This window comes from Polaromonas sp. UC242_47, from assembly GCF_044452385.1.
GTDB lineage: Bacteria > Pseudomonadota > Gammaproteobacteria > Burkholderiales > Burkholderiaceae_C > Polaromonas.
This window is the reverse complement of the sequence record NZ_JBIOAO010000001.1, coordinates 3,900,792-3,915,160: the sequence shown is the minus strand read 5'-3', so window position 1 is coordinate 3,915,160 and position 14,369 is coordinate 3,900,792. Positions and strand designations below refer to the sequence as shown.

11 protein-coding genes and 1 pseudogene are annotated in these 14,369 nt (G+C 61.4%); 7 read left to right on the top strand and 5 right to left on the bottom strand.

The genetic code is table 11. From position 1 onward, the window contains the following. Positions 1 to 13: 13 nt before the first annotated feature. Entirely contained in the window at positions 14 to 304 is a 291-nt protein-coding gene (locus tag ACHMXK_RS18990) for a hypothetical protein (protein WP_397442078.1), read from the top strand. A gap of 110 nt (positions 305 to 414) precedes the next feature. Here ACHMXK_RS18990 and ugpQ read toward each other — a convergent pair. The 5 genes and pseudogenes from ugpQ to ugpB form a co-directional block, all read right to left on the bottom strand. Continuing rightward, a pseudogene (ugpQ, locus tag ACHMXK_RS18985) lies at positions 415 to 1,165 on the bottom strand (glycerophosphodiester phosphodiesterase). An 18-nt stretch (positions 1,166 to 1,183) separates the two neighbouring features. Continuing rightward, the gene (locus ACHMXK_RS18980) at positions 1,184 to 2,200 is read right to left on the bottom strand and encodes a sn-glycerol-3-phosphate import ATP-binding protein UgpC (protein WP_397442077.1); all 1,017 of its coding nucleotides are present in this window, start codon (positions 2,198 to 2,200) and stop codon (positions 1,184 to 1,186) included. Between the two features lie 41 nt (positions 2,201 to 2,241). Further along, the gene (gene ugpE / locus ACHMXK_RS18975) at positions 2,242 to 3,093 is read right to left on the bottom strand and encodes a sn-glycerol-3-phosphate ABC transporter permease UgpE (protein ID WP_397442076.1); all 852 of its coding nucleotides are present in this window, start codon (positions 3,091 to 3,093) and stop codon (positions 2,242 to 2,244) included. A gap of 42 nt (positions 3,094 to 3,135) precedes the next feature. Next, on the bottom strand, positions 3,136 to 4,017 hold the full coding sequence (ugpA, locus tag ACHMXK_RS18970) for a sn-glycerol-3-phosphate ABC transporter permease UgpA (protein WP_397442075.1): 882 nt from the start codon (positions 4,015 to 4,017) through the stop codon (positions 3,136 to 3,138). Between the two features lie 176 nt (positions 4,018 to 4,193). Next, positions 4,194 to 5,516 carry a sn-glycerol-3-phosphate ABC transporter substrate-binding protein UgpB gene (gene ugpB, locus ACHMXK_RS18965; RefSeq protein ID WP_397442074.1) on the bottom strand — a complete coding sequence of 441 codons (1,323 nt, stop codon included), beginning with the start codon at positions 5,514 to 5,516 and terminating at the stop codon, positions 4,194 to 4,196. 189 nt (positions 5,517 to 5,705) lie between these two features. Between ugpB and ACHMXK_RS18960 the strand changes: the two genes are divergently transcribed. The 6 genes from ACHMXK_RS18960 to ubiB all read left to right on the top strand — a co-directional run bounded on the left by ACHMXK_RS18960 (position 5,706) and on the right by ubiB (position 14,328). Further along, positions 5,706 to 9,662 (top strand): DUF3683 domain-containing protein, encoded by a 3,957-nt coding sequence (locus tag ACHMXK_RS18960; RefSeq protein WP_397442073.1) that lies wholly within the window; start codon positions 5,706 to 5,708, stop codon positions 9,660 to 9,662. Between the two features lie 141 nt (positions 9,663 to 9,803). Continuing rightward, positions 9,804 to 10,217, top strand: a complete 414-nt coding sequence (locus tag ACHMXK_RS18955; protein ID WP_397442072.1) for a gamma-butyrobetaine hydroxylase-like domain-containing protein — start codon at positions 9,804 to 9,806, stop codon at positions 10,215 to 10,217. A gap of 160 nt (positions 10,218 to 10,377) precedes the next feature. Continuing rightward, positions 10,378 to 11,109, top strand: a complete 732-nt coding sequence (gene ubiE, locus ACHMXK_RS18950; RefSeq protein WP_397442071.1) for a bifunctional demethylmenaquinone methyltransferase/2-methoxy-6-polyprenyl-1,4-benzoquinol methylase UbiE — start codon at positions 10,378 to 10,380, stop codon at positions 11,107 to 11,109. A gap of 25 nt (positions 11,110 to 11,134) precedes the next feature. Beyond that, positions 11,135 to 12,082, top strand: a complete 948-nt coding sequence (locus tag ACHMXK_RS18945) for a Tim44 domain-containing protein (protein WP_397442070.1) — start codon at positions 11,135 to 11,137, stop codon at positions 12,080 to 12,082. Positions 12,083 to 12,211: 129 nt separating this feature from the next. Continuing rightward, positions 12,212 to 12,778: a hypothetical protein gene (locus tag ACHMXK_RS18940; RefSeq protein ID WP_397442069.1), complete on the top strand. Its 567-nt coding sequence runs from the start codon at positions 12,212 to 12,214 to the stop codon at positions 12,776 to 12,778. After that, on the top strand, positions 12,775 to 14,328 hold the full coding sequence (ubiB, locus tag ACHMXK_RS18935; RefSeq protein WP_397442068.1) for a ubiquinone biosynthesis regulatory protein kinase UbiB: 1,554 nt from the start codon (positions 12,775 to 12,777) through the stop codon (positions 14,326 to 14,328). Before ACHMXK_RS18940 ends, ubiB begins: the two co-directional genes overlap by 4 nt. The last annotated feature ends 41 nt before the right edge of the window (positions 14,329 to 14,369 follow it).

The following is a 14,369-nucleotide window of genomic DNA, read 5'->3' as shown; positions in this document are numbered from 1 at the left end:
CCCCGCCGCTGCCATGACCGCACTCAACCTGACCAACCAATTGCTCAATTTCATGGCGCCGGCGGCGGTGGTCGCCTTGCTGGTGGTGCTGCTGAGTTGGGTGTTTTCTCAATTTTTTAGATCAAACAGGCCTCTGGCCCTTTCCCTGTGGGTGCAGGCAGCTATTGTTTTTGTAGTGTCTGTGGCGCTGTTGTTGGCCGGGCTGGTCTATTTTGGCCGCGACGGCAAGATGGCCAGTTATGCGCTGCTGGCGCTGGGCGCAGCGACTTGCCAGTGGGTGTTGCTGCGCGGCTGGAAGCGTTAACGCGCGGGCCGCGTCGCCGCCAGAGCCGGGTAAGAGGCGGGTAGGGTCGGCACAAGCGGCCAACATCAAGGTCGGCTAGCTGGGCCAGGCCGGACCGAGTCCGCGCTGGCTCAGGCCGCGGGCGAAAACAAGTCCACGCGGTCGGTGATGATGCCGTCGGTGCCGAGTTCGATCAGGTGCCGGGCCACCCATTCATCGTTGACGGTATAGCTCAAGGTGCGATAGCCAGCGCGCTGGGCCTGTGCCACCGTGGTGCGGTCCCACAGCGCGTAATTGCAGACGATAGCCACGCATTCGAGCCGGTGAGCGGTCTCCAGCCAACCTTTATGCAGGGTGTCGAGCAACAGGCCGCGCGGCATTTGCGGCTGGGTTTCCTGGGCGCCTTCCAGCGCTTCAACGCTAAAGGAGGTCAGCAACGGCGGCACCTCGGTGTTTTTCCAAAGCCTGGCCGCATGCGCGGCTACCACCTCCCCGGTGTGCCGTTCAACACCAGGCGTGGGCTTGATCTCGATATTGAGGAAATAGCCGTTGTGCAGGCAGTAGCGTGCAATGCTCTCGAAACTCGACAGCGGCTCGCCGGCATGCGCGCGCGAGTGCCAGCTACCGGCGTCGAGTTGCGACAGTTGGCTCCAGGGCAGCGCGCCGCCCGTGCCCCTGCCCGTCGTTGTGCGTTCCAGCGTGGCGTCATGCAACAGAAACGGCACGCCGTCGGCACTCGAGTTTTACATCGCACTCAAACATGCGGTAGCCGTGGCTGGCGCCCAGTTTGAAAGCGGTCAGGGTGTTTTCCGGCGCCAGCTTGCCGGCGCCGCGGTGGGCGATCCAGCGTGGATAGGGCCAGGGTTTTATGGGCGACGGCATCATGGCTTTCCTCTGAAATTACAGCCGTTTCCCGCTTTCGGCGTCAAACCAGTGCAGCCGGTCGGTACGCGGTGCCACAAGGATGGTTGCACCTATCTCCGGCACGGCCTGGTGTTCATCGGTGCGCACGATCAGGAACTCATCGCCGAAACGGCAATACACCAGGCGCTCGGCGCCCAGCATTTCCAGCGCATCCACCTGCACGGCCCAACCGGTGGCGCCGATCTGCAGGTGTTCCGGCCGAATGCCCAGGATGGTGCCGGGCTGGCCGCCGAAGTCGGCATTGGGCGCATGGAGGAGCAGGTTCATGGGCGGCGAACCCATGAAGCTGGCGACAAAGGTGGTCGCCGGCCGGTTGTAAACCTCTTCCGGCGTGCCGAACTGCTCCATGCGACCGGCGTTCATGACAATCATGCGCTGCGCCAGGGTCATGGCCTCGACCTGGTCGTGGGTCACGAACAGCGAGGTGATGCCGAGTTCGCGGTGCAGCTTCTGGATTTCCAGGCGGGTTTGCACGCGCAGCTTGGCGTCCAGGTTGGACAGCGGTTCATCGAACAGGAAGACCTGGGGCTGGCGCACGATGGCACGGCCCATGGCCACACGCTGGCGCTGGCCGCCCGAAAGCTGGCGCGGCTTGCGGTCTAGCAGGTGCGACAGCTCCAGGATCTTGGCGGCCTTGTCCACGCGGGCCTTGATCTCGTCCTTGGGCACCTTGGCGATCTTCAGGCCATAGGCCATGTTTTCGAAGTTCGTCATGTGCGGGTAGAGCGCGTAGTTCTGGAACACCATGGCGATGTCGCGCTCGGCCGGTTCGAGGTTGTTCACCACGCGGTCGCCGATGCAGATGTCGCCGCCGGAAATTTCTTCCAGGCCGGCGATCATGCGAAGCAGGGTGGACTTGCCGCAGCCCGAGGGGCCGACGATGACGATGAATTCACGGTCTGCGATTTCAGCATTCACGCCGTGGATCACGGGCACGGCGGTCTTGCCGGTACCGTAGCGCTTGACGACGTTTTTCAGGGAAATGGATGCCATAGGAGTATTCGTTCAATAGGTCAAAAGAGGGTGGATGCGGCTTATTTCTCGGTATCGACCAAGCCTTTGACAAACCACTTCTGCATCAGGATCACCACGGCCGTGGGCGGCAACATGGCCAGGATGGCGGTGGCCATGGCGATGTTCCAGTCGATGGCGGCTTCGCCGCCACCGGCAACCATGCGCTTGATGCCGATCACCACCGGGTACATGTCTTCGCTGGTGGTCATGAGCAGCGGCCACAGGTACTGGTTCCAGCCGTAGATGAACTGGATCACGAACAGCGCCGCGATCGAGGTCTTGGACAGCGGCACCAGGATGTCCTTGAAGAAGCGCATGGGGCCGGCGCCGTCCATGCGCGCAGCCTCCACCAGCTCGTCCGGCACCGTCAGGAAGAACTGGCGGAACAGGAAGGTGGCGGTGGCCGAAGCGATCAACGGCAGCGTCAGGCCGGCGTAGCTGTTGAGCATGCCGAGTTCGGCCACCACCTTGTAGGTGGGCAAAATCCGCACTTCCACGGGCAGCATCAGGGTCACAAAAATGGCCCAGAAGCAGAACATCTTGAAGGGAAAGCGGAAGTACACGATGGCGAACGCCGACAGCAGCGAGATCGCGATCTTGCCCACGGTGATCACCATGGCGGTCACAAAGCTGACCCACATCATGTGCGCCACCGTGGTGTTGGAGCCGAGCTTGCCCGAACCCAGCAGGGCCGCCTTGTAGCTCTCCCACAGGTTGGTACCGGGCAGCAGCGGCATGGGCGCCTGGACGATGGCATCGGGCGTGTGGGTCGAGGCAATGAAGGCCAGGTACAGCGGAAAGGCCACCACCAGCACGCCGAGAATCATGACGGCGTGGGACAGGATGGTGAGCCAGGGGCGGCGGTCAACCATGGACGGGCTCCAGATTCACAAAACAAAACGAGGCACAACGCATCAGTACTGCACCTTTTTCTCGACGTAGCGGAATTGCACGACGGTCAGTGCCACCACGATAATCATCAGGATCACCGACTGTGCGGCCGAGCCGCCCAGGTCCAGCGCCTTGAAGCCGTCCTGGTAGACCTTGTAGACCAGGATCGAGGTCGACTGGCCAGGGCCGCCAGCGGTGGTGGAGTCGATGATGCCGAAGGTGTCGAAGAAGGCGTAGACGATGTTGATCACCAGCAGGAAAAAGGTGGTCGGCGACAGCAGCGGCAGCTGGATGTTCCAGAAGCGCCGCCACGGGCCGGCACCGTCGATGGAGGCAGCCTCGATCAGCGACTTGGGGATGGATTGCAGGCCGGCCAGGAAGAACAGGAAGTTGTACGAAATCTGTTTCCAGACCGAGGCGACCACGATGAGCGTCATGGCCTGGCTTTCGTTCATCTGGTAGTTCCAGTCCACGCCGAGGGCGCGCAGGCCAAAGGTCGCCACCCCGATGGAGGGTGAAAAAATGAACACCCACAACACGCCGGCGATCACCGGCGCTACGGCGTAGGGCAGGATCAGCAAGGTCTTGTAGATCATGGCGCCGCGCACAATGCGGTCGGCAAAAATGGCCAGCACCAGCGAGATGCTGATGCCCAACACGGCAACCAGCACCGAGAACCAGGCGGTGGTCTTGAACGACGCCAGGTAAGTGGGGTCATTCCACAAGTGACGGAAGTTGTCGAGGCCGACCCATTCGGTGGACAGTCCAAAGGCATCCTGCACCTGCAGGGACTGCAGGATCGCCTGGCTGGCGGGCCAGAAAAAGAAGACGCCTATGATGACGAGCTGCGGCATGAGCAATGCCCAGGGCAGCCATTGGGAGCGGAAAAGTACGCGTTTTTCCATGGAGATTCACAATAAAACAACCGCCGGAGCCCTTGTGAGGCCCGGCGGATGAGGGGGGTGGGCCGGCGCACAAACGCGACTCCAAATGCAAAAAAGTGGCGCAATGCCACACGAAGTGGCGCTATTGTGCCTTAGCCCAGACCCCGGGTTTTTCAGCCCCAGGGTCTGCTGGCCGCTTATTTGCCCTTGTTGGCGCGTTCGAAGCGCACCAGCAGTTCGTCGCCGCGTTTCACGACGGCGTCCAGGGCGGTCTTGGCCGACTGCTTGCCCGACCACACCGATTCGAGTTCTTCGTCCTCGATGGTGCGGATCTGAACGTAATTGCCCAGGCGGATACCGCGCGAGTTGTCGGTCACCTTGCGAATCATCTGCGTGACGGCCGTGTCGGTGCCGGGGTTCTTTTGGTAGAAGCCCGATTTTTCGGTCAGGTCGTAGGCCGCCATGGTGACAGGCAGGTAGCCCGTGCGTTGGTGGCTGGCCGACTGCACCTTGGTTTGCGACAGGAATTCGAAGAACTTGGCCACGCCCTTGTACTCGGCGGGCTTCTTGCCGGCCATGACCCACAGCGATGCGCCACCGATCACGGTGTTTTGCGGCGCGCCCTTGACGTCGGGGTAGTAGGGCAGGGGTGCCAGGCCGTAGGCGAACTTGGCGTTCTTGGCGACATCGCCGTAATAACCCGAAGAGGTCTGGATCATCGCGCATTCGCCAGCGGTGAACGAGGCTTGTGGCAGTGCGCCGCGGCCTTTGTAGACGAATTCGCCAGCGGCGGCGGCTTTGGCCAGGTTGTCGATGTGGCGCACGTGCAGCGGCGAGTTGATCTTCAGGCGCGCGGCATAACCGTCCTTGCCCAGGCCGTTCTGGTGGGTGGCGAACTCGACGTTGTGCCAGGTCGAGAAGCTTTCCAGCTGGGTCCAGCCCTGCCAGGCCAGGGTCATGGGGCAGCTGTGGCCGCTGGCCTTGAGCTTTTTGGCAGCCTCGAACACTTCAGGCCAGGTGGCGGGGGCTTTGTCCGCGTTCAGGCCGGCCTTCTTGAAGGCGTCCTTGTTGTAGTAGAAGATGGTGGTCGAGCTGTTGAACGGAAAGCTCAGCATCTGGCCGTTGGGGGCGGTGTAATAACCGGCCACGGCGGGGATGTAGCCCTTGGGGTCGAACGCCACGCCGGCCTCGGTCATGATCTTGCCCACGGGCACGGTGGCGCCCTTGCTGGCCATCATGGTGGCCGTGCCCACTTCAAACACCTGCAGGATGTGCGGCGCATTGCCCGAGCGGAAGGCGGCAACCGCCGCCGTCATGTTCTCGTCGTACGTGCCCTTGTAGGTCGGTACAACCTTGAATTCCTTCTGGCTTTCGTTGAACTGCTTGGCCAGGTCGCTCACCCACTCGTTGTTCACGGCGGTCATGGAATGCCACCACTGGATTTCGGTTTGGGCCTGGCTGGCCAGCGGCAGGGCCAGAGCGCAAACGGCAAGCGCTGCTACTGAAAAACGGTTCTTCATGAAAACTCCTTATTTTTGATGACGGTCAGTCTAGACGCCGATTGTGACAAAGTAATTTACGCGAGCCGGCACGGGTTTAGCTAGCGGGATTTCCATGAGGCCGGTCGGGGCCGTCAGGATAATGCTGCGCTGCGGTAACATAGGCCCACAGCACGCATGGCAGCTGACCACGGCTGAATTTTCCCCACGATGAACGCCCCAGACACCCTCCAAGAATTGACTGTTTCCGCCTCCGACGTGAGTCCTGAGGCGGCGCACGGGCAAGCCCGTATCCGCGAAATCCCCTACAACTACACCTCGTTTTCCGACCGCGAGATCGTGATTCGCTTGCTGGGCACCCGTGCCTGGGACTTGCTGAACCTGCTGCGCGAGGAGCGCCGTACCGGCCGTTCGGCCCGCATGTTGTACGAGGTGCTGGGCGACGTCTGGGTGGTGCAACGTAACCCCTACCTGCAGGACGACCTGCTGGACAACCCCAAGCGCCGCAAGCTGCTGGTCGAGGCCTTGCAGCACCGGCTTGGTGAAGTCGAAAAACGCCGCACACCCGAAGCCGACCGCCAGCGCGACGCCATCGTCGGCGAGTTGCTGGATGCCGCCAGGGGCGCGGTGAGCCGCTTTTCCACCTCCTTCGAGGAGATGGCCGACCTGCGCCGCCAGACCGCACGCAAGCTGGGCAAGTTCACACTCAAGGACAACATCAAGTTTGACGGGCTGTCGCGCGTGTCGCATGTGACGGACGCCACCGACTGGCGCGTCGAATACCCGTTTGTGGTGTTGACGCCGGACACCGAGGTCGAAATGGCCGGCCTGGTCAAGGGTTGTATCGAGCTCGGGCTGACGATTATTCCGCGCGGCGGCGGCACCGGTTACACCGGCGGCGCGATTCCGCTGAGCTGGAAGTCGGCCGTCATCAACACCGAAAAACTGGAGGCCATGACCGAGGTCGAACAGGTGGCCTTGCCCGGTCTGGACCAGCCCGTCGCGACGGTCTGGACCGAAGCCGGTGTGGTGACCCAGCGTGTGGCCGATGCGGCCGAACGCGGCGGGTTTGTCTTTGCGGTGGACCCGACCTCGGCCGAGGCCTCCTGCATAGGCGGCAACATCGCCATGAACGCCGGCGGCAAAAAAGCGGTGCTCTGGGGCACGGCCCTGGACAACCTGGCCTCCTGGCGCATGGTGACGCCCGAGGCGCAGTGGCTGGAAGTCACACGTCTGAACCACAACCTGGGCAAGATTCACGACGCCGAGCTGGCCAGCTTTGAGCTGAAATATTTCGAAGCCGACGGCAAGACCCTGGTGCGCACCGAACGCCTGGACATTCCCGGAAAAACCTTCCGCAAGGAAGGCCTGGGCAAGGATGTGACCGACAAGTTTTTGAGCGGCCTGCCCGGCATCCAGAAGGAAGGCTGTGACGGCCTGATCACCAGCGCGCGCTGGATTGTGCACCGCATGCCGGCGCACACCCGCACGGTTTGCCTGGAATTTTTCGGCAATGCCAAGGACGCGGTCCCCAGCATCGTCGAGATCAAGGACTTCATGTTTGCCGAGCAAAAGCGCGGCGGCGCCATCCTCGCGGGCCTGGAGCATCTGGATGACCGCTACCTGAAGGCGGTCGGTTATGCGACCAAGTCCAAGACCCACGGCGGCCTGCCGAAAATGGTCTTGTTTGGCGACATTGCCGGCGACGATGCCGACGTGGTGGCGCGTGCGACCAGCGAGGTGGTGCGGATTGCCAATTCGCGCCGTGGTGAAGGTTTTATCGCCATCAGCCCGGACGCGCGCAAAAAGTTCTGGCTGGACCGCAAACGCACGGCCGCCATTTCGCGGCACACCAACGCCTTCAAGATCAATGAAGACGTGGTGATTCCGCTGCCGCGCATGGCCGAATACACCGACGGCATCGAACGTATCAACATCGAGCTGAGCCTGGCCAACAAGATCAAGCTCTGCGACGCGCTGGAGGCTTTTTTCCTCAAGGGAAATTTGCCCCTGGGCAAGTCGGACGACGCCGGCGACATCCCTTCGGCCGAGTTGCTGGAAGACCGGGTCGCCCAGGCGGTGGCGCTGCTTGGTGAGGTGCGGGCTTTGTGGTCGGGCTGGTTGCTGGACAGCAATGCCTTGTTCCCGCAACTGCAGGACCATACCCTGCGCGCCAGCTGGAAAACCCAGCTGCGTGCGCCGCTGCAAACGATTTTCTCGGGCGCCGCGTTTGTGCCGATTCTGGAGGCCTGCACCGCGATTCACAAACAGGTGCTCAAGGGCCGGGTCTGGGCCGCCCTGCACATGCACGCCGGTGACGGCAATGTGCACACCAACCTGCCGGTCAACAGCGACGACTACGACATGTTGCAAACCGCGCACCAGGCGGTGGCCCGCATCATGGTGCTGGCGCGTTCGCTGGACGGCGTGATTTCCGGTGAACACGGCATTGGCATCACCAAGCTGGAGTTTTTGACCGATGACGAACTCCAGCCTTTCGCCGACTACAAGCTCAGGGTGGACCCCGAGGGGCGTTTCAACAAAGGCAAGTTGCTACGAAATAAAGAGCTTCTCGCGCCCACCGGTATTGGGCTGGAGGCCAAAAAGGCTTATAAAAATGGCCCGGTCGAGGCACTGTTCGCCGATTTGACCAACGCCTACACGCCCAGCTTCGGCCTGATGGGCCATGAGTCGCTGATCATGCAGCAGTCCGACATAGGCGCCATCGCCGACAGCGTGAAAGACTGCCTGCGCTGCGGCAAATGCAAACCGGTGTGCGCCACCCATGTGCCGCGCGCCAACCTGCTGTACAGCCCGCGCAACAAAATTCTGGCGACCTCCTTGCTGGTCGAAGCCTTTTTGTACGAAGAGCAGACCCGGCGCGGCATCAGCATCAAACACTGGGAAGAGTTCGAGGACGTGGCCGACCATTGCACGGTTTGCCACAAGTGCCTGAGCCCGTGCCCGGTGGACATCGACTTTGGCGATGTCTCCATGAACATGCGCAACCTGCTGCGCAAGATGGGGAAAAAATCCTTCCGCCCCGGCAACGCGGCGGCCATGTTTTTCCTGAATGCCACTAGCCCGCAAACCATCAAGTTCATGCGCGGTGCGATGGTCGATGTCGGCTTCAAGGCCCAACGCGCCGCCAACGATGTGTTGCGTGCCTTGACCCGCAGGCAGACCGCCAAACCGCCGGCCAGCGTGGGCCGGGCGCCGGTCAAAGAGCAGGTGATTCACTTCATCAACAAAAAAATGCCAGGCGGCCTGCCCAAAAAAACCGCCCGTGCGCTGCTGGACATCGAGGACAAGGACTACGTTCCCATCATCCGCAATCCGGCCACCACCACCTCGGAAACCGAAGCGGTGTTTTATTTCCCCGGTTGCGGCTCCGAGCGCCTGTTTTCGCAAGTGGGTCTGGCGACCCAGGCCATGCTTTGGCATGCCGGCGTGCAGACCGTGTTGCCGCCGGGCTACCTGTGCTGCGGTTACCCGCAAAAGGGCAGCGGTCAGTTCGACAAGGCCGAAAAAATCATCACCGATAACCGGGTGTTGTTTCATCGCGTGGCCAACACGCTGAACTACCTGGACATCAAGACGGTGGTAGTGAGCTGCGGCACCTGTTATGACCAGTTGCAGGGTTATGAGTTCGAGAAGATATTCCCCGGTTGCCGCATCATCGACATCCACGAATACCTGCTCGAGAAAAGCATCACGCTGAAAACCGATCAGCCGGGCCAGGGCTATCTGTACCACGACCCCTGCCACAGCCCCATGAAGCTGCAGGAGCCGATGAAAACCGTCAAGGCCTTGCTCGGCGACCAGGTGCTCAAGTCGGAGCGTTGCTGCGGCGAATCGGGCACCCTGGGCGTCACGAGGCCGGACATCTCGACGCAAATCCGCTTTCGCAAGGAAGAAGAGCTGCAAAAAGACGAAGCCAGGCTGCGTGCCAGCGGTGCTGTCGGCGAGAGCGGCAACGTCAAGATCCTGACCAGCTGCCCGAGCTGCCTGCAAGGCTTGTCACGCTTCGGCAATGACTTGCAAAACGGTTTGCTGGAGGCCGACTACATCGTGGTCGAGATGGCCAACCAGATCCTGGGCAAGGAATGGCTGCCGACCTATGTAGCAGCGGCCAACCACGGCGGCATCGAGCGGGTGCTGGTTTAACCCGGCCTTCACCGGGCCCGTCCGCCGCCTATGGGCGGCGGACGGGCACCCACGGCCAACATGGGTTTTGCAAATCAGCCGAATCAGGGCAAACTGGCCCTGGCCGCGTTTTATTCATTTTCAAAGAATCGATTCACCACCATGGCAGGTCTTCAGCCCGGGACACCCACTCCCACCGCATTGACGGTGCACACCCAGTCGCGGGTGCTGGAAATTGCTTTTTCCGATGGCGCCGAGTTCAAGATTCCGTTTGAGCTGATGCGGGTGTATTCCCCCTCGGCCGAAGTCCAGGGCCATGGCCCCGGCCAGGAAGTGCTGCAGACCGGCAAACGCGAGGTCAACGTGGTTGAGCTGGAGCCGATCGGCAACTATGCGGTCAAGCCGGTTTTTTCCGATGGCCACGAAAGCGGCATTTTTTCCTGGGACTACCTGTATTTCCTGGGCGCCGAGCAGCCGCGTTTGTGGGCCGAGTACCTGCAGCGCCTGGAGGCGGCCGGCATGTTGCGTGATGCACCCATGGTGGCGGCCGCCGGCCACGCCTGCAGCAGCCACTGACATTCGTTTGCACCGTCCCCGGGCGCGCTATCAAATTTATAGCTTGCCACACCGTATCAGCGGGCGGCGGTGTTGTTTTTCAACATAAATCAGGGGCAATGTCCTAGGTGAGGACAGGGTTGTCTCTTGAATTGGCGGTTTTCGCCTCTAGCATTGGCTTATGACAAGTACCCATTTTGGCTTTGAGTCTGTTGACGAAAAGGAAAAGGCGGGCCGCGTGCGCGGCGTGTTTGATTCGGTTGCGTCCAAATACGACGTGATGAACGACCTGATGTCCATGGGGCTGCATCGCGTCTGGAAGGCCTACACGGTGATGGTGGCCGACGTCAAGGAAGGCCAGCGCGTGCTGGACATCGCCGGCGGCACCGGCGACTTGGCGCTGGCGTTTTCGTCCAAGGTGGGCGCCAGTGGTTGTGTGGTGCACACCGACATCAACGAAGCCATGTTGCGCGAAGGCCGAGACCGGTTGCTGGATGCCGGCAAGGTCTTGCCGACCACGGTCTGTGATGCCGAACACCTGCCTTTTCCCGATGCCAGTTTTGACCTGGTGACCGTGGCCTTTGGTTTGCGCAACATGACACACAAGGACCAGGCCCTGCAGGAAATGAACCGTGTGCTCAAGCCCGGTGGCAAGTTGCTGGTGCTGGAGTTTTCCAAAATTGCCAAGCCGCTGGAAAAAGCCTACGACTGGTATTCGTTCAAGGTCCTGCCCACCTTGGGCAAACTGGTGGCCAACGACGACTCCAGTTATCGCTACCTGGCGGAGTCGATTCGCATGCATCCGGGACAGGAAGAATTAAAAGCCCTTATGCACAAAGGTGGTTTTGGGCATGTGGACTATCACAACCTCACCGGCGGGGTGGTGGCATTGCATGTTGGAATCAAGTGTTGAGTTTTGTTTAATCAGAGGAGACGTTATGAAACTTTGGTCTGCGATTTTGGCGGCTGTATTGACCGCTACCATGCTCTTGGCCTATGCGCCTGCGGAAGCCAAACGCATGGGCGGCGGCGGCTCGGTGGGCCGGCAATCGTCCAATGTCACGCAGCGCCAGGCAACGCCGCCAGCGCAGGCACCGGCCAACGCCGGCGCTGCCGCCGCGGCGCCTAAAAAGCCTTGGGGCGCGATGCTGGGTGGTTTGGCCGCAGGTCTGGGTCTGGCCTGGCTGGCTTCGTCACTGGGTCTGGGCGGCGCTTTTGGTCAGATCATCATGTTTGCCTTGCTGGCCCTGGTGGTGATGGTGGTGGTTGGTTTTGTGATGCGCAGGCTCAAGGCCGGCAACGGCCAGGGCCAAGGTTCGGCGCCTTATGCCTTCCAGGGGGCGGGCAATGCGAGCACGCCGCGCAACTACAACCCTGAAAACGTCGGCAACGACGCCTCGGCCCGGCCCTGGGAGCGCAACACCACGGCCTTTGAATCCAACACGCCAGCCGCTGGCGCTTCGGTGATCGGCTCCTCGCTGATTGGTTCGCAGTCCTGGGGTGTGCCCGCAGGTTTTGATGCAGAAGGCTTCCTGAAGGCTTGCAAGACCAACTTTGTGACCTTGCAAGACGCCTGGGACCGTTCCGACGTCACCAGCCTGCGCGCCATGATGACCGACGAAATGCTGACCCAGATCAAGGCCCAGCTGGCTGACCGCGAATCACACACCGGTGGCACGGCCAACAAGACCGATGTGGTCATGCTGGACGCCAAGCTCTTGGGTATTGAAGAGCTCAGCGATGTCTACATGGCCAGCGTGGAGTTCTCCGGCATGATCCGCGAAGACGCGTCGGCTGGCGCCAGCCCCTTCCGCGAAGTCTGGAACATGACCAAACCTCGCAGCGGCGGCGGCTGGCTTGTCGCTGGCGTTCAGGCCCTTCAATAAGCCCCCACGTTCGCGCACTGCGCCTGCGGACCGGCGAAGCCGGATCCGCGGCGCCTGCTGAACTAAAGCCCCTTCAATCGTTTGACCGATGGAGGGGCTTTCTTCAATCTGCTGCAAAATCGGGGACGTATGAATAACACGTCCCCTTTTTCTTTTCTGCAATCCCTGGCCACCCGTTTTCAACCGCCCGCCTGGGTGGTGGATGAGGGCCAGCAAAAACTTGTCCTGTTCCTGAACCATGTGTTGATGCAGGAAAAAGAGGCGCAAAACCGCCTCTTGCGCAAAAAAGGCAGCGTGATCCATGTGCGTTGGGGCGTGTTTGCGCTGGACCTGCTGATCACACCGGCGGGCCTGGTGGACCGCGCACCAGCGGCGTCCAAACCCGACCTGCTGTTGGCCGTGGTGGCCGAGTCCCCCGCCGTGGTGGTGCAGTCGGTGCTGGCCGGCAAGGCGCCGCCCGTCAAGATCGAAGGGGATGTGCAACTGGCCGCCGAAGTCGCCTGGCTGGCCGACAACTTGCGTTGGGATGTGGAAGAAGACCTGTCGCGCCTGATCGGCGACGTGCCGGCCCACACCCTTTCCAACCTGGCACGCCAGGCACTGGCCGGTCTGCGGCAGTTTCTGGCCCAGGCGCCGTCGTCGTCCACATCGGTGTCGGCCTCGACCCCCCCGGAGCCGCCAAAGGCCGCTTCATGAGCCGCCTCTTCAGGGGCGTTTTTATCGTCTGGACGGTGCTGCGTTTTGGTTTGGACGAGCTGGTGCTGTCCAGTTTCGAAAAGCCCTGGATACGGCGGCTGACGCGTGTGGTGTCCATGGGCCGCAACCTCAAGGCGCCGCGTGGCGAGCGTTTGCGCGAAGCACTGGAAAGCCTGGGGCCGATTTTTGTCAAGTTCGGCCAGGTCATGTCGACCCGTCGCGACTTGCTGCCGCCCGATATTTCCAACGAACTGGCCAAGCTGCAGGACCGGGTGCCGCCGTTTGACTCGGCCGTGGCGATGGCCATCATTGAAAAAGCCTTTGGAAGGCCGGTCGATCAGATTTTTGCCACCTTTGAACGCGAACCCGTGGCCAGTGCCTCGATTGCGCAGGTGCACTTTGCGACCTTGCCCAATGGCCGCGAGGTGGCGGTCAAGGTCTTGCGTCCCAACATGTTGCCGGCGATTGAAAAAGACCTGGCCTTGATGCGCATGATGGCCGGCTGGATCGAAGGCATGTCGGCCGATGGCAAACGCCTCAAGCCGCGCGAAGTGGTGGCCGAGTTTGACAAATACCTGCATGACGAACTGGACTTGTTGCGCGAGGCCGCCAACGCGGCCCAACTGCGCCGCAACATGCAGAATCTCAACCTGGTGCTGATCCCGGAGATGATCTGGGACTTCTGTATGCCCGACGTGATGGTGATGGAACGTATGTACGGCGTACCCATAGGCCAGGCCGAGCGCCTGCGCGATGCCGGTGTGGACATGAAAAAGCTGGCGCGTGACGGCGTCACCATCTTCTTCACGCAAGTCTTTCGCGATGGTTTTTTCCATGCCGACATGCACCCCGGCAATATCCAGGTCAGCCTGGATGCCGCCACCTTCGGGCGTTATATCTCGCTGGACTTTGGCATTGTGGGCACGCTCACCGAGGTGGACAAAGAGTACCTGGCGCAGAACTTCAGCGCGTTTTTCCAGCGCGACTACAAACGTGTGGCCGAGCTGCACCTGGAGTCCGGCTGGGTGCCGCCCAGCACACGGGTCGACGAACTCGAGGCCGCGATACGTGCCTGTTGCGAGCCTTATTTCGACCGACCGCTCAAGGAGATATCACTGGGCATGGTGTTGATGCGTCTGTTCCAGACCTCGCGGCGTTTCCAGGTGGAGATCCAGCCGCAACTGGTGTTGCTGCAAAAAACCCTGCTCAACATCGAAGGCCTGGGCCGCGAGTTGGATCCCGAACTCGACCTGTGGAGCACGGCCAAGCCGTTTCTGGAGACCTGGATGCTGGAGCAGGTCGGCCCCGATAAATTGCTGGAGCAACTCAAGGCCGAGGCCCCGACCTACGCCAAGCTGCTGCCCATGTTGCCGCGCCTGTTGCAGCAATACCTGAAAGGCCAGACAGGCAGCAACCACCGGGATCTCCAGGACCTGCTGCAGGAACAGCGCCGCACCAACAAGTTGCTGCAAAGCCTGATCTACGGCGGCCTGGGTTTTGCCTTGGGCCTGCTGGCCATGCAACTGGTGCTGCGTATCCGGCTTTTTTGAGGCTGGGAAAGTGGGGATGAAAATGTGGGGATAATCACGCA

What these genes read in the sequence shown, in the direction of transcription:
- ACHMXK_RS18990 (WP_397442078.1), top strand. Translation starts at nt 14, where the DNA reads ATGACCGCACTCAACCTGACCAACCAATTGCTCAATTTCATGGCGCCG.
- ACHMXK_RS18980 (WP_397442077.1), bottom strand. Translation starts at nt 2,200, where the DNA reads ATGGCATCCATTTCCCTGAAAAACGTCGTCAAGCGCTACGGTACCGGC.
- ugpE (WP_397442076.1), bottom strand. Translation starts at nt 3,093, where the DNA reads ATGGTTGACCGCCGCCCCTGGCTCACCATCCTGTCCCACGCCGTCATG.
- ugpA (WP_397442075.1), bottom strand. Translation starts at nt 4,017, where the DNA reads ATGGAAAAACGCGTACTTTTCCGCTCCCAATGGCTGCCCTGGGCATTG.
- ugpB (WP_397442074.1), bottom strand. Translation starts at nt 5,516, where the DNA reads ATGAAGAACCGTTTTTCAGTAGCAGCGCTTGCCGTTTGCGCTCTGGCC.
- ACHMXK_RS18960 (WP_397442073.1), top strand. Translation starts at nt 5,706, where the DNA reads ATGAACGCCCCAGACACCCTCCAAGAATTGACTGTTTCCGCCTCCGAC.
- ACHMXK_RS18955 (WP_397442072.1), top strand. Translation starts at nt 9,804, where the DNA reads ATGGCAGGTCTTCAGCCCGGGACACCCACTCCCACCGCATTGACGGTG.
- ubiE (WP_397442071.1), top strand. Translation starts at nt 10,378, where the DNA reads ATGACAAGTACCCATTTTGGCTTTGAGTCTGTTGACGAAAAGGAAAAG.
- ACHMXK_RS18945 (WP_397442070.1), top strand. Translation starts at nt 11,135, where the DNA reads ATGAAACTTTGGTCTGCGATTTTGGCGGCTGTATTGACCGCTACCATG.
- ACHMXK_RS18940 (WP_397442069.1), top strand. Translation starts at nt 12,212, where the DNA reads ATGAATAACACGTCCCCTTTTTCTTTTCTGCAATCCCTGGCCACCCGT.
- ubiB (WP_397442068.1), top strand. Translation starts at nt 12,775, where the DNA reads ATGAGCCGCCTCTTCAGGGGCGTTTTTATCGTCTGGACGGTGCTGCGT.